Below are 16,119 nucleotides of genomic sequence, written 5' to 3'. Positions count from 1 at the left end.
ATATCTGACTTATATAAGTCAGATATGACTTATATCTTCTTTTTAACCATTTCTTGCTTTGTACCCGTGCTTTTCCATTTCATGATAGATCGTTTTTAATTTGGGATTTCCTTCTCCTACGATGATGTCTTCTAATAGAACAACCGGATAAAACATGTCTTCTTCTCTGACTCTTTCCGCAAATGCTTTTTTCTTTTCATCATCCGGCGGCGATTGAATATCCACATAGCTGATCGTAAATGGCTGATTTGGATATTTTCTCGAAAGTGCTGCTTCAAGCCACTCATATGTTTCTTTCGAAGAGGGCAGATTGACACAGCTCGGACAAAGCTGATCTGTTCCATAAATAGTAATTTCTACTTTCTTCTCCATAATCCCTTCCTCTCCTTTTTTTACTTTCAATTTAGCTTAAAGTGTACATCTACAAAATAAAACCTCTCTTTAGTAAATATTTATCAATCAATGGATTTTTCTCATTATAATCATTATAATAAAAGAGAGAATGAGAAAGGAGTGGATCATAGTGGATGAACAACAAATGGAAATGCAAGTACGAGAAGTATTAGATAAATTACGCCCATTTTTGCTTCGCGATGGCGGCGACTGTGAACTAGTAGATGTAGAGGATGGCATTGTGAAACTTCGCCTTCTTGGTGCATGTGGATCATGCCCAAGCTCCACCATCACTCTTAAAGCAGGGATTGAGCGTGCCCTTCTAGAAGAGGTTCCAGGTGTCGTTGAAGTAGAGCAAGTATTTTAATAGCACGCAATACATGATTTCAAATTGAGCACTTCTTCATTATAAAAAAGCAGAGACCCCTTTTGGAGTCTCTGCTTTTTATGTATTGGTCAGAAAAAAAGCAGTTCACACATTTAACTCTCCAGGACAGCTAGCCTTATTTTCTTGAACCTAAAAAGTCTTTATTGACGAGTGTTTTTGGCGCCCTATCGGCAAAGATGGCGTCCAGATTATCACAGCATGTTTCCATCATGGCGATTCGAGTTTCTCTTGTAGCGCTGCCAATATGAGGCAAGGCGACCACATTCTTTAATTTCAAAAGAGGATGATCAGCATTGATCGGCTCTTTATTAAATACATCTAATCCAGCTGCAGCAATGTCTCCTGCTTGCAGCGCCTCATATAACGCCTCCTCATTAACGATCGGTCCGCGGCTGGCGTTAATAAAAATAGCGTCTTTCTTCATTTTTTGGAACTGTTCACGCTGGAACATGCCCCTTGTTTCTTTCGTCAAAGGAGCCAGGCAAACGACAAAATCTGCTTCTGCAAGCAACTCATCGAATGAGCAATAACGAGCACCAAGCATTTCTTCCGCTACTTCGTGGCGCTGCCGGTTATGATAAATAATCTCCATATCAAACCCTGCTGCCCGTTTGGCGACAACCGTTCCAATCTTCCCCATGCCAACAATGCCAATCGTTTTATGATGAACGTCTGTCCCTGCTAGAAGCAAGGGAGACCAGCTTTTCCATTCGCCTTCCTTTATAAACTCAGCCGCTTCGATCATACGACGAGCGGTTGCCAAAAGCAAAGCAAACGCCAAATCGGCTGTGGTATCCGTTAACACATCAGGTGTATTGCAAATAGCTACGTCATGTCGGCTCGCAGATTCAAGATCAATGTTGTCGTAGCCGACAGCCATATTGGCAACTACTTTCAAATTTTCCCCTGCCGAGAACATTTCTTCATCCAGCTGGTCTGAGATAACAGTTAAAAGGGCATCCACTTTTTTTACTTTTTCCAGTAAAACCTCGCGTGGCACTTGTACATCCTCTTTTGGCCACATATCCACTTCGTAATTCTCTTTTAGTCTTGATACAATTTCTTCTGGAAGCTTTCGGGTTACATATACGAGCGGCTTCAAATCTCCACCTGCTTTCTCCTTTATATTTACTTTTTCATTTTAGCATAATTCGGAAAAATGCTCTGTCTTATATCAAAAAGATTACTGAAGCCAGGTGATGGCTGGAATATTTAACTGATTGGCAGACAATCCTGCTCGATTATAAAAGGAAGCTAAAAATTGTTCATACTCGTGTGAACTTGCTACATACCTTTTTAGTCTTTCCTCATTTTCTTTTTTTACGTGCCAAGACCCCTTGGCAAAGTAACTTTCCGCGCATTCAAAGTAATGAACAGGAAATAACAGTCGGGCATAAATAAGCCGCCAAGTAAAAGCTGTAATGGGTCTAACCTGCTGATATTGCCCAATAAAGTCAACGAAACGGGTGCGATAAAATAAAGATCCCTGCCAATATTCAGAACGAACCCATTCTGCTATATCGCGAGCCGGGTGGTCAAACACCCAGTTAAACGGTTGATGAACGGCAGGTTCTCTCATCCATATTTGTTCGCTAAATGCTGTATGGCAAATCGTTCCTGAATCCCACTGTTGAGGAGATTCGTCTATTTCCGTATCGACTGTGTATTGTATAGCATTTTCCGTTATCCCCATGTAGTAAGGAAAAGACTGAACAATAAGCTGAGCAAAGGGATCATCCTGTTCTTTTACTAATTGGCTGATAGATTTCTCCAGTCGTTCTAAACGCTGTTCCCACCCCTCTCTCCATTTCCCCAATTCGCTCGCCGAATGAACCTGAAAGGAGAGCAATTGTCCTCTTAAATGAAAATGTGCCAGCCTCCTCCCAGTGAAAGCTCTTATCGAAGCGGGCTTTTCACTTACTAAAACGACAAACTCCCGCTGTTCTTCTGTAATTAAAAAACGGCCATTGCGATCACGTAAAAATATAGCTGTGCGCCTATCTCCTTGCCGAAGCATATGTTGAGACATTTGATGAAGTTCATATAAATATTGTTGTTCCTTCCCAGTCACATCAATAATATGATAAAGTAATCCATTACTTTCATAACACATCGTTTCTGCTGGGAAGGAGGCCCTTTCCGCCTCTATATTAAAGTGTTTAATCAATAATTGTTTCCCATCCATTTGCCTTCCTCCTCTTCTCTGCTCATTTTTATTGAATAGTCCGCACAGCTTAGGGGTATATAGGTACAGAGTACTTTTTTTATAAAAAAAGGAGTTTTGCTTCTTAACCTGGAATTCCTATTACAAGGAAAACTTTCATTATTAACATATTAGAGAAAAAGGTGATTGTATGACTCTCGAAGACAAATCAGTAATGAGCATGTCCGAAAAAACAGCGCGCCGCTGGCTCGGTGAAAGAGGAGTAACAGTGGATGATATTGCCGATCTGGTCATGTTTTTACAAAAGAAATATCATCCTGATCTGGAAATAGAAGAGTGTAAAGAAAACATAGAGAAAGTCTTGCAAAAGCGTGAAGTCCAAAATGCCATTTTAACCGGCATCCAACTTGATATGCTGGCGGAACAGGGCCAACTCGATGAACCGCTGCAATCCATTATTGCCAGCGATGAAAGCCTGTACGGCGTTGATGAAATTCTCGCACTCGCCATTGTGAACGTCTACGGCTCAATCGGTTTTACCAACTATGGGTATATTGATAAAGTAAAACCAGGCATTTTAGAGCATTTAAATGATAAATCGACCGGCAAGGTCCACACATTTCTTGACGATATTGTTGGTGCCATTGCCGCAGCTGCTTCTAGCCGTCTGGCTCATAAAGCAGCCAACGCCGAATAGAATAATAAAGCATCCGGTTGAGCTTAAAGCTCAACCGGATGCTTTTTCATGGTGTTGCATTAGTAGCCAACTTGTTTCATTTACTGCTCCAAATATGCTGTGACTCTTATATTTCCCACTCATCTAAGTTGTTTCTTGTATAGCATGGCTGCTGTTCTATGTGAACGAGGTGTTCCTTTTTCGTCACTCCTGTATGAACGAGCAGGGTATCAATCCCTGCATGGATTCCTGCCAAAATATCGGTTTGATAATTATCACCAACCATAAGTGTTTCTTCTTTTTTCGTACCAAGAACCTGAAGGGCTTGCTCCATAATAATGGCCTCAGGCTTTCCAACAAAAGTCGGGGCTGTTCCCGTAGAAACAGCAATGACGGATGTGAGGGAGCCATTTCCAGGCAGCAATCCGCGTTCAGTAGGAATAGCCGCATCGCTGTTTGTCGAAATAAATCCGGCTCCGTTCCTCACAGCAAGGCAAGCGGTCGCCAGCTTCTCATAGGTAATGCTGCGATCAATCCCGCAGACAACAAAATCTGGCCGCTCGTGTTCAACCAGTGTAAATCCTTTTTCACAAAGAGCTGAACGAAGCCCTTCTTCTCCAATCATATACACAGCGGCTTGCGGTTTTTGCTCAAACATATAATTAGCCGTCGCTGTAGATGCCGTAAATACTTGTTCTGGTGTTGCGGAAATGCGAAAGCTATTCAGCTTTTCTGCCACCTGTGCTGGCGTACGCGATGAATTGTTCGTCACAAACAAATAAGGAATCCGTTTCTCTTTTAACCGGTCAATAAAGGAGCTCGCTTCCTTTATCTCTTCTACTCCTCGATACATCGTTCCATCCAAATCAATCAAATACCCTTTATATGTTTTCATTGCTCCTCCTTATGTACAAAAAACGCTTTCAGAATGAAAGCGCTGCTTGTTACGGTTTAAATGCTGAAACTGGGCCTAACTCATTTGTTAAATATTGTCTTACTTGTTCTGGAAATTGCTGAAGGGCAGAAATGTGATCATTGAACACATTTTCCACTTCCGGATGATCAACAGCTGTATATTGCTGAACGAGCATTTTTCTTAAAGCAACGATGGCTTTTAAAGAAACGGCCGCTTTTTTTTCAATGACTTGCTCGTCCTCTAGAATATCAATAATATCCTCGTAACTGCCGGGATCTCTCATAATAAAACCATCGATCATCGTATTGCCAACATCTAACATCGATTCAATAACCGTGTGAGCAATTCTCTCAAGAGCAGCCTGTTCGATTGCTGTCTTCCACTGGGATTGTTCAGCAAATGCAGATAGCTTGGCTTCCATAAATGTAAGTGTTTCTTCAATCTTTCCACGATCCACAAAATACATCGCGGGCACCTCTTCTCTATACTTTCTCTAATTTCTCCTTTATTTTATCATGAATCCATGAACAAAACACATCTTCGTCCTAGAAGAATCATGGTACAATCGAAACAAATAGACAGGAGTGACGCTTTATGCCAGAAAGATTTTTTCTTTATGATGAAACTGAATCAACTAAAACACGCTACATCAGTTTTATGGGAGAACACCAACGCTTTGATCTCGCTTTAATCCAAACGGACCGTTATTTTGGCAAACGCCTCGTGTTGGATATCCAGGGCAGCCGCTTTGCCATTATCGGGCAAGATGATTTAGAGGAACCGGGTTATCTTGAACATGCATTCAACTTGACAGAAGAAGAAGCGGCTGAACTCCGAGACTTCTTATGTGAAGTCATTTAGAGCATAGACAAGCGTTGACCGGGCATGCTAGCAGTAAGCGCAAGCACTTCAGTTAGCTTCAGAGTGCTTGAAGCGGTTCATCACCAAAGCAGCCGGAGGTAATGACTGTGTTCTTTAAAGATAACGAAGAAGAATATACCGACTTTTCTAATGTGGAAAAAATGCGTAACTTTTTAACTGTTGAGCAAACGCCCGAAGGTCCCTATGGAGCGCCGCGTGGCAAGTATGAGCCTGTAGAAAATAAATCCACCCCGTGGGAGGAAGGCCAACAATATTATACACCGACCACTTATGAAAACAGGTCTCTTCATCAAGGGATGCCACGCCGATTTCCGGGAGCTCATGACACCCATGATGACAAAGAGAAGAGCCAGGAAAGAGAATATCAGGATATTCCCCCTAATAACACATAAAAAAATCGAGCCTCTGTGCTCGATTTTATTTTTGAATTTTTTTAACGACGAAATAGGCACAGCCAAAATTACAATATTCATATAAGTACTCTTTCAGTGTACTGATTTTTGAATCAAATGCGGCTTTTTGGTTATCATCTTCATAGAAGCCCTTTAATCGAAGCTGTCCGTATCCCCAATCCCCTACGATGTAATCATACTTCGTTAGAATGTCGCTGTAACGCTCTTTAAATACCTCTTCATTGAATCCATTGCTCCGCTCATCAATGACTTCATAACAATGATTTTGGATACAAATCATCTCTCCTCAGTCCTTTCCTTCTCCCTTCATTATAGCCCATCAGCCATTAATTACTAAGAAAAAAATGAACAAAAAGGGGCAATCTACGTGTTGAGGGGGTGTTAACATGAAAAAACCATTGTTAACTGTGGGATTTTCCAGTTTATTGATGCTAGCTGCTTGTAATGCAAATGATGGAAACAATCTTGCCGGCGTAGACAACAATCGAGACGGCAATCGGATAAACGTCGCTGATCGATATGATCGGGATCGCTACGATATGTATAATGGGGATCTTGGAAATGGAAGAGATGGCAGAATTGGCGGATATAACAAAGATGAACGCTCAGATAGAGGCGGCCTAATGACAAACAATCGCCAAGATGGCTTTGGCTATGTCCGTCATCAAAAAGGAACCGTTCAGGGACAAACAGTTTCTTATCGAAATATGCATGTTCTTGACCGGGAACGGGCAGCGGATACGATTGGCAGATTAAGCCTTGACCTGCCTAAAGTGAACGACGCCTCCGTACTCGTAACAGATCAGGAAGTTTTGGTCGCTTATGATACAAATGCGAAAGAAGATAAAGACCGCAGAGAAGTGGCAGAGCAAGTAAAGAGAACAGCATTAAGTGTCGTACCGCGTTGGTACCATGTGTATCTTACTGACGATACTGACCTACGCCGTGATATCGAAAACATTGCACAAACAAATGGTGGAATGGCTGTAGCGCGTGATTCTGTCGGTCGTACAGTTAAATTGATGAAGCAAAGATCACCTCAAGGCTACCAAAAAACAGAAAAAAACAACAATCAAAACACTCAGATGAACCAAAATAACGGAATGAACGGAACAGGCGGTACAAACAGAAATCCACAAAACACGGGCACGCCACAAACAACAGGCACACCAGGAACAAACTGGACAACTGGTCCGGATGATCAAGATGGGGCATTAGATCATACACCTGGCAGAGCTAACCCTTTTACCAACGGGGGAAGCTAACTACACCGTTTATCACAACTAAAAACACCCGGTTTCTCTTTTTTGCATCGTCCTTCGATACTTATAAGAGACCGGGTGCTTCCTTTTTTATGCTACTCTTTGACAGCAGACGCTGAACAAAGCCTCTACCATTTCGGTTTATGCTTCAAGTGTTTCTTTTTCGCCAAGTTCTTGCTTCGCTTTGGCTGCTGAGTTTACCTGTTCATCCGCATGATACGAAGAGCGAACAAGTGGACCAGCTTCACAATGGCTGAAGCCTTTTTTCATGGCAATCTCACGGAGCTCCGCAAATTCATCTGGGTGGTAATATTTCTGGACTTTTAAATGCTTCTTAGAAGGCTGCAGGTATTGCCCCAGCGTAACGATATCTACGTTGTTTGCTCGAAGATCGTCCATCGCTTCCATGATTTCTTCTTTTGTCTCTCCAAGGCCAAGCATAATGCTGGATTTCGTTGGAATATCAGGCTGCATTTCTTTGGCTCTTCGCAAAAACTCAAGCGAACGCTCATATGTAGCACGCGCACGCACTCTCGGTGTCAAGCGCTTTACTGTCTCAATATTATGGTTGAGAATATCTGGACGTGCATCCATGAGCATTTTCAAATTTTCTTCTGTTCCTCCCATATCAGAAGGAAGCACCTCAATAGAAGTAAATGGATTTTTGCGGCGGATCGCCCGTACAGTTTCTGCAAACACAGCTGCCCCACCATCTTTTAAATCATCGCGGGCAACCGCAGTGACTACTACGTGTTTTAAATTCATCAATTCAACAGAGTCCGCAACCCGTTCCGGTTCTGCCCAATCCAATTCAGTCGGTAAGCCTGTTTTCACGGCACAGAAGCGGCAGGCGCGCGTACACACATCACCAAGAATCATGAAAGTAGCGGTTCGGCGTACTGCCCAGCATTCATGAATATTGGGGCATTTTGCTTCTTCACACACCGTATGAAGGTTTTTCTCCCGCATCATTTTTTTCAGGCCTGTATAGTTTTCATTTGTATTCAATTTTATTTTTAACCAATCCGGTTTGCGTAAATGTTCTTCTTTCTTGCTCATTCCTTCATCTCCCATCATTCTGCTTTGAACAATAGCTTCTTTCCTGAAGAAAAACAATCCTGTAGCCACTGTATCATAGTCCATATTCTAACACAATTCTTGTCCTTTTCATGTTTTTCAGACACTTTTCTGTATGAAACAATCATAATTTCACAAAATAAAGAAAGAACGCTAAAAGGGAGAGAATTTCATTGCAAAAATTGATTTGGCTTTTATTTATTACTTTCATTTTAACTGCGTTTCCTGCCGAAGCAGCTGATAATAAAAAAGACGAGCAGATGTATCAAAAACGGATGGAATTGTTTAAAAAAATGGAAGCAGCTACTGCTATTCCATGGTATTATTTTGCCGGCATGGACCAATACGAAAGAAATTTACGATTTGTCCGCAAAGATTTGCCTGAACCGGGCACCATCTCTATTCATATACCCGAGAGCAAATGGGCTGGTCCACTAAACCCTAATCAAAAGGATAAGAATCCCGGCACTATTGCAGTTTTTCAAGGACTAGGTGTAGACGGAGATGGCGATCAGAAAGCCGATCGCCTAAATGGCGAGGATGTACTTGCTGCAATTGGGCGTTATCTTCTTGCCTATGGAACGGATCACGATAATATCAAAATTGCTCTCTGGCGCTATTATGGACGTGACAAAGCAGTTAGCATCATCATCGGCAACGCTAAAATGTATAAAGAGTTTGGAAAGCTTGATCTGCAAGAAAAGGCCTTTCCTCTTCCCCGCCGTTTTAATTACACTTTTAAGAATACATGGGGAGACGCACGCGGCTGGGGAGGGCGCCGCATTCATGAAGGAACAGACATTTTTGCCGATTATGGTGTCCCTGTCCGTTCTACTTCTTACGGAATTGTTGAAATGAAAGGGTGGAACCGTTACGGAGGCTGGCGGGTCGGCATTCGGGACATCAACAATACGTATCATTACTACGCACATTTAAATGGCTTTGCTAAAGACTTAACACTGGGTAAAATCGTTAAACCCGGCACCGTGATCGGCGGAGTGGGAAGCACCGGATATGGGCCTCCTGGTACCTCAGGAAAATTCCCCCCACATCTTCATTATGGAATGTATAAGGACAATGGACGTACGGAATGGTCCTTTGATCCTTATCCTCACTTGAGACAATGGGAAAGAGCCGGCTCCTGATGAAGGAGCCGGTTTTAAGATCGCCTTGACTGATCACTTTCTACACGTAGGAGAGAAAAATATCTCTTTCTTACAGCTCAGCAGTTTATTTCTTCTTTGAAGGCAATTCAATAGAAGGAGACATTCCGCCGCCGCCATTATAGAAATCCGGTACCTCACCAGGGACAATTCCCATAGCGACCGGTATATCCTGTACAACTGTTGTCATCTCAGTAGCGAATGGAACAATAATTTGTACATTTACCTCTACTTCAATAAACACTTCTACATATGCATTGTTAATGCCATATGGCTTTACATTCGATTTGACATTTGATGTTACCTCACCGATAGCATGAAAGCGAATGGGGATTTTAGGTCCCAAGTTGCCAAGCAGAACATTGTTTGTCACTTGACCGAGAGGAACATAGTAGACAATCCCATCGGTGCGATTTGTTTGATCAGTTTCAATTTCCACATCAGATAAAATCTCCAGCGCTTGCAAATTGCCCCGCTCTGCCTCCTTTAAATTTAGTTGAACGAGGTTGGTTGTTTCAGCCATCACCCTGTTAATAATTTTCGCATTTAGCTTTGTCATCGAAGGGTTTTTCGGATCGCTTTCAATAATGTCATTAATGTCCATTACACTGGCGACCTTTTTGTTAATTGCTTTATTAATGACCATAGCAGCAATTTTTTTTGTTTCTGCATGAGCATAACCAATTAAAGTTGGTTTTACATTTTTATTGATGATCCACAAACTTGCAGCTGTTGAAAAAGTAAATAAAACAAGTGTAATTAAGAATACATAGCGAAGAGGGAGCGGCCCTCTTTTCGATCTCCACCTTTTTTGTGCAGCCAAAAAAATCCCTCCTTCTTAGCTAATCTATGCTAAAAAAAGGAAGGATCATGCAACAAAGTTTCATTCCTTGCCGTGAAAACCGTAGTGGAGCAATTTCCATTCCATGACGTCCCGCAGAAACTCTGGCATAAAATGTTTTTTATTCGGTGACCGGTACAGTTCAGGGAAAAATTGTCCGTAGGCAAACATATCCAATGTGGCGATCTTATATTGCTTACTATCCACGATGTCTTCCTGATTAATCTTAAAGCTGTAGCGCTCCATATCCACGCTTAAGTGATCATATACAAACCGTCCCATTACTTTTCCTCTAAAGCCCAGTCCCTTGATCGGCAGATGAGGCCATTTCTCATCCGTTGTCTGCTTGAGTACTTCCTTTAACTCTGCTCCTGAAATTTCAATAACACAAGGATTAATCGGATGGGGGAGCATTCGGTGAATATCATATTTCGTGACGGTACCAGCCTGGAGGCCACCAAGAAAAAGACCAGCATTTAACAATGCTCCGTCTGCCTTGCACCATTCCCTAAGCGCCTCACAAAGCAGCTGGGGAAGCTCTGATGGAGCAAACCAATCACTCGTTAACGGAGCCGGTAAAGAGATAACCGGTTGACTGAGCGCTCTCTTCCCCTCTTGTTCATACCCCTCTATCTCCTGCTGTTCATTGATTGGTGCCAGCAATTCTTCTGCTGTGCTATATACACGTGCTTTCTTTTCGAGAATTTGCTTTTTTTCCATGTCTACTTGAAGCATAACGTGCCCCACATAATAACCAAATCGACCAGCTGCGGCAAGCAGTGTGTTCTCCAGCCTTTTGCCTTCATGAAGCAAATGATGAGTATGAGCTCCAAGCACCACATCCACTTCTGGAAGATTATGAGCAATTTTTTCATCTTCATAAATACCTAAATGAGAAAGGATGACAATAATATCCGCTTTCTTGCTCAGTTCAAGCACTTGTTGCTTCAATTCAGGAATAGGCTGGGTCAACTTCCAGCCAAGCTGTTCATATGCTCCTGAGAAGAAGGCAGTGGCTCCGGTAAGCCCCAAGGTCATCCCATTAGACAGATGAAGAACATCAAAAGGCTGCGCCCATTGAGGCCGTTCACCATTATCATCATAAAGATTAGCGAGCACGACTGGAAAGCGGGCTTCCTCATATAAAATATCGAGCCCTTCTTTTGGTAAGGTAATTCCCTCGTTGTTCCCAATCGTTACAGCGTCATATCCCGCTTCGTTCAACAGCTCGATATTTCTTTTCCCGAGCGATCCCTCTGTCATCGGGTGTGACCGGTCAACATGATCGCCAATATCGAAGATAAGGACACTTTCCCCTGCCTCTTCATGCCATTTTCTCCGTTCCTGCAAAAAGCGGCGGATTCGCGGCCAATTCTCAAAATGGCTATGAAGATCATTCGTGTGATAAATGTGAATCGTTTCCTTCAAACTCTCACCTCCGCCTCGTTATGCGATCCCTTCATAGATTAAGCGAATACCCGTGATAATTAAAATAATCCGCAGAACCATTACTAGAGCATTGGATTGCATTCTCGTATTTAGAAACGCCCCCAGTTTGGCTCCAATCCAGGCACCAGGTACAATCAATGCAGCATACAGCCAAATTACATTACCTAATACTACATGTGTAATGGAGCTAACCATCGCCGATAAGAAAATCATAAACATCGAGGTTGCCACCGCTACATGCGGAGGAAACGCGAACAATAGGATCATTGCCGGTACCATTAATGCGCCTCCGCCGATCCCAAAAATCCCTGAACAAAAGCCAACAAAAAAAGCAATAAAGATAGCGGTAAGCGGTTGAAAGCGATATGTATAAACCTTGCCGCTTCTTTCAGTGAATTCACGGGTAATCCCACCTCTCAACTTGGCGGGAAGCGGCTTTATTTTAGAGCGAAAGAGTAAAATGATCGCCATGATAATCATAAAGGCACCAAAATAAATGTAAAAAGAATGGGTGCTTAACGCTTTGTTGACAAAGGCACCGACAATTCCGCCAGGTCCGCTTCCAATAAAAAAAAGCAGGCCGCTTTTATAATCAACCGTTTTATATTTCATGTAAGCAAGCGTTGAAGACAATCCTGTAAAGATCATGACGACAAGCGATATTCCGACCGCCTGCTGCGGAGAAATCTGAGAGAACCATGCAGTCGACGCGCTAAAAAAAAGAAGGGATGGAACGATAATTATGCCTCCTCCAATCCCCGCAAGTGCCCCAAGTGAACCGGCTGCAAAACCAATGGCCAGAAGAATAATCCACTCCATTTGGAGCCCTCCTTAAAATAGATCAAGCTGGCGTGAGGCCAGATTCTCATACGTTAAGCCAGCTAGCTGAATAAACTGCTTAGCATTATCAGCGGCATCTCCGCCGGAATTGTTATTAAAAAGCATGTAGACCTGTTTACTTTGCTTTTGAAGTTCTTTTGTAAAACCCACCCACTGATGTAATTCCTCTTCATTATAGCGGTATAAATAACGCACGTCGCGCCAATTTTTATTTCCTTGCTTTTGCCACCCCTGTTTATTCCGACCGTGCAAACGCACAAGTGTTTTTTCCGCATCAGTCGCACGCAAAACAAGCGGCACCGATCCTTCTCCCGCCTGCGGTTCATCACAAACGGTATGAATCCACTTTTCATTCTTTAAAAAAGTAATTGTCTTTTCTAGAAAATCCGGCGAATACCACGATTGGTGACGAAACTCAACGGCGAGGGGCAAATCTCCCATTAATTCCTTACAGTAACGTAAGTACTCCACGTTCTTACGCTGACAATCAAACCACGGCGGGAACTGGAACAACACCATCGCGAGCTTTCCCGCTTGTTTCATCGGCGCAAGCGACTCGATAAACGCCTTAAACATCTCTTCCTTTGATTCAAATGGAATCTCTCCCCGCTCGTGCCCTGTCATGCCTTGGTAAGCTTTGACGACAAATTGAAAACTCTCCGGGGTTTCATCCACCCATTTTTGCATATTGCGCAGCGGCTGTACTGCGTAAAAACTGGCATCCACTTCAACAGTTGGAAAGTGAGCGCCATATTCCTTCAGCTTATCCCGGGAAGCAATGCCGCTTTTATAAAGCGTGTCATGGTCCCCCCAGCCGGTTACACCTACATATAACATCGACATCCACCTCTCTCTTATTTTAGCATATCATCATTGTTCTTTACTTATTATCCACTTATAACTGAAAACTAACATAACCGCTATTCCTTTAAAGAACCAATCTTTTCTCAATCCTCTTTCTCTATGTCAACTTGTTTTTGGACCATAGAAAAAAGCAGCTCTTGAGCTGCCTCTTCAGACGAAAAATTAACCGATTGAACCTTCCATTTTGAATGTAACTAATCTGAATAAAACAATCAAATAGAATCCACTAAAAATATCGACAGATCCAACACTTTACAAAATCACCTTACGAATGAACAAGATATTAACATAAACTATTTAGGCATACATGAGGAATCAAAGCTGTCGCTACTATCGGATAGCTTCTAATCATGGAAATCAATGTAGAGATTATCATTGTCTAAAATATTAAACTTATAGGTTATATGCTGACTCTTCATAAAAAAGTGAGAAGGAAATTAACTTTCTCCTCCCCTTTAAATCGCTTTATGCTTAAAGCTCATCAAACCTAATAATAAAAACACGATAAAGCTACCGCCTGTTACAAGAAGCACTTGGCTTATCGGAACGAAGAAGAGCCCTGACATGCTGTCTTCCATATACATCATAAAGAATGGCTGTGACCATGGATAATAAGGACCAAAGCGTTCTGAATTGATGGCTAAAATACTTGGCAATGTAAAAATAACATTTAACGTAAAGGCTACGGCAAAACTTCGCCAATGCATAGCTGCCCAAAGTTGTAATGCGATCATCGGAAATGTAGCCAACCAGCCACCTAAAATGAACTTTATAATTACGACGAACGGAAAGCTTTCCTCAAATCCATTCATAGTACCTGCAATATACACCACCACACCATAAATTAGTTGAATCACTAAGACTAGCATAGCGTTTAAAACAAATTTGGCCAAATAAATTTGCGAACGTGTCACAGGTAATGCTACGAGCTGTTTCCAGCCACCTGCTTGATGCTCGTAGCGACAAATGATACCTGCTAACACGCCTGTGATTAAGGGCAAAAATAATAAAGCATATGGCAAGTTCATAAATAAAAATAAGCCATGCCATGGATTTATGCCTTTCATCTGCTCTGTCATAGGGTTCGCAGCGCCTATAAATAATGTGAGAAGCGGACCGATAACAAGTAGCGCGTAAATGTTATTGCGTTTTAGCTTATACCATTCCGCTTGTAATAATGAGAAAAACATTTACTTCGCATCCTTTCGATAAAAGTCATACATGCCCATAAGAAAAACAACCACTCCCACACTAATGCCTAATCCTACGTTCCAAGTTGGGTTCAATAAGTTAATCCATTTCCAAGGCATCCAATCAGGTAATGAGAAAGCAGAATAGGTCAGTAAAAATTGCACAATTCCTGTAGTAATCGCAACTGATTGGGACTTACTAACAACAGAAATCCATAATTGCACTGCAACAATCGGCAAAACGGCTAACACAGGCAATATACTTTGCCTAGCTATTGCTTCATATGGAATAGCTTGATCAAAATTTAAAACCATGCCATAGATAAGTGTGAAAATCATTAATAGTACGGAAGCTAGTATGAGGTAACTCAATACCACAAAGAACTTGGCAGCATATAACTTTTTTTTGGATAATGGCAAGGCCAATTGTTGCTTCCAGGCATTGGTTTCCTCTTCAACTCCGGCAATTTGCACCGCTAATATGACGCTGCCAAGTACGATAGCAAGAGGGATGAACCCTTGAACATTCATTAAGTAATAACCCCAATGGTCCTGGTTTTGTTCCATTAACCATTCTTTGCGCACACCGTAATTCACCATTTGCAAAGCCACAACACCAAATCCGCCAAGAAATGATAGAATTAAAAACCCTTTGCGTTTTATCTTGGCAAACTCTGCTTGCATTAACGTCATCATGCTAAAGATGCCTCCTCTATCATGCGAAGGAAAATGTCCTCTAATGAGCGCTGCTCTTCTTCTATACGGTAAATAGCAATATTTTGTTCGATTAGTTTTTGAACAGCCCATGCCACCTCATCATCAGCGAAGGACTCACAGTATAACCATTTTCCTTCTACTTCTCCGCCCACAGCTTGCTGCGCTTTTTGTACATCGCTTACACGCATACGTAAACGACGCTTTGCTAAAGTGCGCATCGTTTGAATATCATCTTGATAAATGATTTTTCCTTTAGCAATCACACCAATAGTCGTGGCTATTTGGTCGATCTCTGAAAGCAAGTGACTCGAAATAATAATCGTTTTCCCTTCCTTTGCCAAGTCTTTAATAAGCGTACGCATTTCAATAATGCCTTCTGGATCTAATCCATTTGTAGGCTCATCTAAAATTAATAACTTGGGTTCATGCAATAAAGCTTGGGCAATCCCTAAACGTTGTTTCATACCAAGCGAAAAACCTTTTACCTTTTTATCTGCTACATGACTTAATCGCACCATCTCCAATACATGAGCAATGCGTTCTTCAGGTACTTGTAGAACCTTACGTAAAACCTCCAAATTTTCTTTTGCTGTTAAATGGGGGTAGTATGATGGATTTTCAACTAATGAACCAACCTGTTGTAAAATTTTCTTTCGATGCTTTTTTAGATCTTGGTTAAAAATTTGAATTTCGCCAGCTGTTGGTTTCATTAAGCCTAACAACATGCGTATAGTCGTTGATTTCCCTGCTCCATTCGGACCTAGAAATCCATAAATTTCGCCTTCTTTAATTTTTAAATCAACGTTTGAAACAGCTGTATGTTTATCAAATTTCTTAGTTAAGTTTTTTGTTTTAACGATGTAAGTCATCTCATTCACCTCACT

Annotated in this window: 19 protein-coding genes and 1 pseudogene; 6 read left to right on the top strand and 14 right to left on the bottom strand. The window is 41.9% G+C overall.

The window, feature by feature from the left end; genetic code table 11:
* Positions 1 to 42: 42 nt before the first annotated feature.
* A complete protein-coding gene (locus tag MKZ02_RS07040) occupies positions 43 to 372 on the bottom strand; it encodes a YuzD family protein (protein ID WP_340852694.1) in 330 nt (109 codons plus the stop codon).
* Between the two features lie 90 nt (positions 373 to 462).
* On the opposite strand from MKZ02_RS07040, the pseudogene MKZ02_RS07035 reads away from it, so the two are divergent.
* Positions 463 to 760: pseudogene (locus MKZ02_RS07035) on the top strand (NifU family protein).
* Positions 761 to 896: 136 nt separating this feature from the next.
* Here the strand turns inward: MKZ02_RS07035 and MKZ02_RS07030 are convergent.
* On the bottom strand, positions 897 to 1,883 hold the full coding sequence (locus MKZ02_RS07030) for a 2-hydroxyacid dehydrogenase (protein ID WP_120034218.1): 987 nt from the start codon (positions 1,881 to 1,883) through the stop codon (positions 897 to 899).
* 81 nt (positions 1,884 to 1,964) lie between these two features.
* The gene (yutH, locus tag MKZ02_RS07025) at positions 1,965 to 2,966 is read right to left on the bottom strand and encodes a spore coat putative kinase YutH (RefSeq protein WP_340852693.1); all 1,002 of its coding nucleotides are present in this window, start codon (positions 2,964 to 2,966) and stop codon (positions 1,965 to 1,967) included.
* Positions 2,967 to 3,135: 169 nt separating this feature from the next.
* Between yutH and MKZ02_RS07020 the strand changes: the two genes are divergently transcribed.
* Positions 3,136 to 3,642, top strand: a complete 507-nt coding sequence (locus MKZ02_RS07020) for a phosphatidylglycerophosphatase A family protein (protein ID WP_120034222.1) — start codon at positions 3,136 to 3,138, stop codon at positions 3,640 to 3,642.
* A 106-nt stretch (positions 3,643 to 3,748) separates the two neighbouring features.
* Here the strand turns inward: MKZ02_RS07020 and MKZ02_RS07015 are convergent, their stop codons facing one another.
* A complete protein-coding gene (locus MKZ02_RS07015; RefSeq protein ID WP_340852691.1) occupies positions 3,749 to 4,516 on the bottom strand; it encodes a TIGR01457 family HAD-type hydrolase in 768 nt (255 codons plus the stop codon).
* Positions 4,517 to 4,565: 49 nt separating this feature from the next.
* Positions 4,566 to 5,003: a type VII toxin-antitoxin system HepT family RNase toxin gene (gene hepT / locus MKZ02_RS07010; RefSeq protein ID WP_340852690.1), complete on the bottom strand. Its 438-nt coding sequence runs from the start codon at positions 5,001 to 5,003 to the stop codon at positions 4,566 to 4,568.
* A 128-nt stretch (positions 5,004 to 5,131) separates the two neighbouring features.
* On the opposite strand from hepT, the gene MKZ02_RS07005 reads away from it, so the two are divergent.
* Positions 5,132 to 5,398 carry a DUF3055 domain-containing protein gene (locus MKZ02_RS07005; RefSeq protein ID WP_340852688.1) on the top strand — a complete coding sequence of 89 codons (267 nt, stop codon included), beginning with the start codon at positions 5,132 to 5,134 and terminating at the stop codon, positions 5,396 to 5,398.
* 161 nt (positions 5,399 to 5,559) lie between these two features.
* On the top strand, positions 5,560 to 5,811 hold the full coding sequence (locus MKZ02_RS07000) for a hypothetical protein (protein WP_406910022.1): 252 nt from the start codon (positions 5,560 to 5,562) through the stop codon (positions 5,809 to 5,811).
* Positions 5,812 to 5,836: 25 nt separating this feature from the next.
* On the opposite strand, the gene MKZ02_RS06995 is transcribed toward MKZ02_RS07000, so the two are convergent.
* On the bottom strand, positions 5,837 to 6,112 hold the full coding sequence (locus MKZ02_RS06995) for a YutD family protein (RefSeq protein ID WP_120034232.1): 276 nt from the start codon (positions 6,110 to 6,112) through the stop codon (positions 5,837 to 5,839).
* Between the two features lie 106 nt (positions 6,113 to 6,218).
* Here MKZ02_RS06995 and MKZ02_RS06990 point away from each other — a divergent pair, with 106 nt between their 5' ends.
* Complete coding sequence (locus tag MKZ02_RS06990; RefSeq protein ID WP_120034234.1) at positions 6,219 to 7,097, top strand: YhcN/YlaJ family sporulation lipoprotein; 879 nt, start codon at positions 6,219 to 6,221, stop codon at positions 7,095 to 7,097.
* A 138-nt stretch (positions 7,098 to 7,235) separates the two neighbouring features.
* Here the strand turns inward: MKZ02_RS06990 and lipA are convergent, their stop codons facing one another.
* Positions 7,236 to 8,153: a lipoyl synthase gene (gene lipA, locus MKZ02_RS06985; protein ID WP_340852685.1), complete on the bottom strand. Its 918-nt coding sequence runs from the start codon at positions 8,151 to 8,153 to the stop codon at positions 7,236 to 7,238.
* A 200-nt stretch (positions 8,154 to 8,353) separates the two neighbouring features.
* Between lipA and MKZ02_RS06980 the strand changes: the two genes are divergently transcribed.
* Positions 8,354 to 9,316: a M23 family metallopeptidase gene (locus MKZ02_RS06980; protein ID WP_340856349.1), complete on the top strand. Its 963-nt coding sequence runs from the start codon at positions 8,354 to 8,356 to the stop codon at positions 9,314 to 9,316.
* Positions 9,317 to 9,401: 85 nt separating this feature from the next.
* Here MKZ02_RS06980 and yunB read toward each other — a convergent pair whose 3' ends face one another.
* From yunB to MKZ02_RS06945, 7 genes are all read right to left on the bottom strand, one after another.
* A complete protein-coding gene (gene yunB / locus MKZ02_RS06975; RefSeq protein ID WP_340852683.1) occupies positions 9,402 to 10,157 on the bottom strand; it encodes a sporulation protein YunB in 756 nt (251 codons plus the stop codon).
* A 60-nt stretch (positions 10,158 to 10,217) separates the two neighbouring features.
* The gene (locus MKZ02_RS06970; protein ID WP_340852680.1) at positions 10,218 to 11,603 is read right to left on the bottom strand and encodes a bifunctional metallophosphatase/5'-nucleotidase; all 1,386 of its coding nucleotides are present in this window, start codon (positions 11,601 to 11,603) and stop codon (positions 10,218 to 10,220) included.
* 18 nt (positions 11,604 to 11,621) lie between these two features.
* Positions 11,622 to 12,443 carry a sulfite exporter TauE/SafE family protein gene (locus tag MKZ02_RS06965; RefSeq protein ID WP_340852678.1) on the bottom strand — a complete coding sequence of 274 codons (822 nt, stop codon included), beginning with the start codon at positions 12,441 to 12,443 and terminating at the stop codon, positions 11,622 to 11,624.
* 12 nt (positions 12,444 to 12,455) lie between these two features.
* Positions 12,456 to 13,301, bottom strand: a complete 846-nt coding sequence (locus tag MKZ02_RS06960; protein ID WP_340856347.1) for a DUF72 domain-containing protein — start codon at positions 13,299 to 13,301, stop codon at positions 12,456 to 12,458.
* A 482-nt stretch (positions 13,302 to 13,783) separates the two neighbouring features.
* Positions 13,784 to 14,518, bottom strand: a complete 735-nt coding sequence (locus MKZ02_RS06955; protein ID WP_120034242.1) for an ABC transporter permease — start codon at positions 14,516 to 14,518, stop codon at positions 13,784 to 13,786.
* Positions 14,519 to 15,214, bottom strand: a complete 696-nt coding sequence (locus MKZ02_RS06950; protein ID WP_340852677.1) for an ABC transporter permease — start codon at positions 15,212 to 15,214, stop codon at positions 14,519 to 14,521.
* Positions 15,211 to 16,104, bottom strand: a complete 894-nt coding sequence (locus tag MKZ02_RS06945; protein ID WP_340852676.1) for an ABC transporter ATP-binding protein — start codon at positions 16,102 to 16,104, stop codon at positions 15,211 to 15,213. The genes MKZ02_RS06950 and MKZ02_RS06945 overlap by 4 nt, the downstream gene beginning before the upstream one ends.
* Positions 16,105 to 16,119: the final 15 nt, after the last annotated feature.

Origin of the sequence: Pseudobacillus sp. FSL P4-0506 (assembly GCF_038003025.1) — a bacterium.
Classification (GTDB): Bacteria; Bacillota; Bacilli; order Bacillales; family Domibacillaceae; genus Pseudobacillus.
The sequence above is the reverse complement of the archived record's forward strand: the minus strand, read 5'-3'. Positions and strand labels throughout refer to the sequence as shown.

What these genes read in the sequence shown, in the direction of transcription:
- MKZ02_RS06965 (WP_340852678.1), bottom strand. Translation starts at nt 12,443, where the DNA reads ATGGAGTGGATTATTCTTCTGGCCATTGGTTTTGCAGCCGGTTCACTT.
- MKZ02_RS07020 (WP_120034222.1), top strand. Translation starts at nt 3,136, where the DNA reads ATGACTCTCGAAGACAAATCAGTAATGAGCATGTCCGAAAAAACAGCG.
- MKZ02_RS06995 (WP_120034232.1), bottom strand. Translation starts at nt 6,112, where the DNA reads ATGATTTGTATCCAAAATCATTGTTATGAAGTCATTGATGAGCGGAGC.
- MKZ02_RS06955 (WP_120034242.1), bottom strand. Translation starts at nt 14,518, where the DNA reads ATGTTTTTCTCATTATTACAAGCGGAATGGTATAAGCTAAAACGCAAT.
- MKZ02_RS07015 (WP_340852691.1), bottom strand. Translation starts at nt 4,516, where the DNA reads ATGAAAACATATAAAGGGTATTTGATTGATTTGGATGGAACGATGTAT.
- MKZ02_RS06950 (WP_340852677.1), bottom strand. Translation starts at nt 15,214, where the DNA reads ATGATGACGTTAATGCAAGCAGAGTTTGCCAAGATAAAACGCAAAGGG.
- MKZ02_RS06960 (WP_340856347.1), bottom strand. Translation starts at nt 13,301, where the DNA reads ATGTTATATGTAGGTGTAACCGGCTGGGGGGACCATGACACGCTTTAT.
- MKZ02_RS07000 (WP_406910022.1), top strand. Translation starts at nt 5,560, where the DNA reads ATGCGTAACTTTTTAACTGTTGAGCAAACGCCCGAAGGTCCCTATGGA.
- MKZ02_RS07040 (WP_340852694.1), bottom strand. Translation starts at nt 372, where the DNA reads ATGGAGAAGAAAGTAGAAATTACTATTTATGGAACAGATCAGCTTTGT.
- MKZ02_RS06945 (WP_340852676.1), bottom strand. Translation starts at nt 16,104, where the DNA reads ATGACTTACATCGTTAAAACAAAAAACTTAACTAAGAAATTTGATAAA.
- yutH (WP_340852693.1), bottom strand. Translation starts at nt 2,966, where the DNA reads ATGGATGGGAAACAATTATTGATTAAACACTTTAATATAGAGGCGGAA.
- lipA (WP_340852685.1), bottom strand. Translation starts at nt 8,153, where the DNA reads ATGAGCAAGAAAGAAGAACATTTACGCAAACCGGATTGGTTAAAAATA.
- MKZ02_RS07005 (WP_340852688.1), top strand. Translation starts at nt 5,132, where the DNA reads ATGCCAGAAAGATTTTTTCTTTATGATGAAACTGAATCAACTAAAACA.
- hepT (WP_340852690.1), bottom strand. Translation starts at nt 5,003, where the DNA reads ATGTATTTTGTGGATCGTGGAAAGATTGAAGAAACACTTACATTTATG.
- MKZ02_RS06990 (WP_120034234.1), top strand. Translation starts at nt 6,219, where the DNA reads ATGAAAAAACCATTGTTAACTGTGGGATTTTCCAGTTTATTGATGCTA.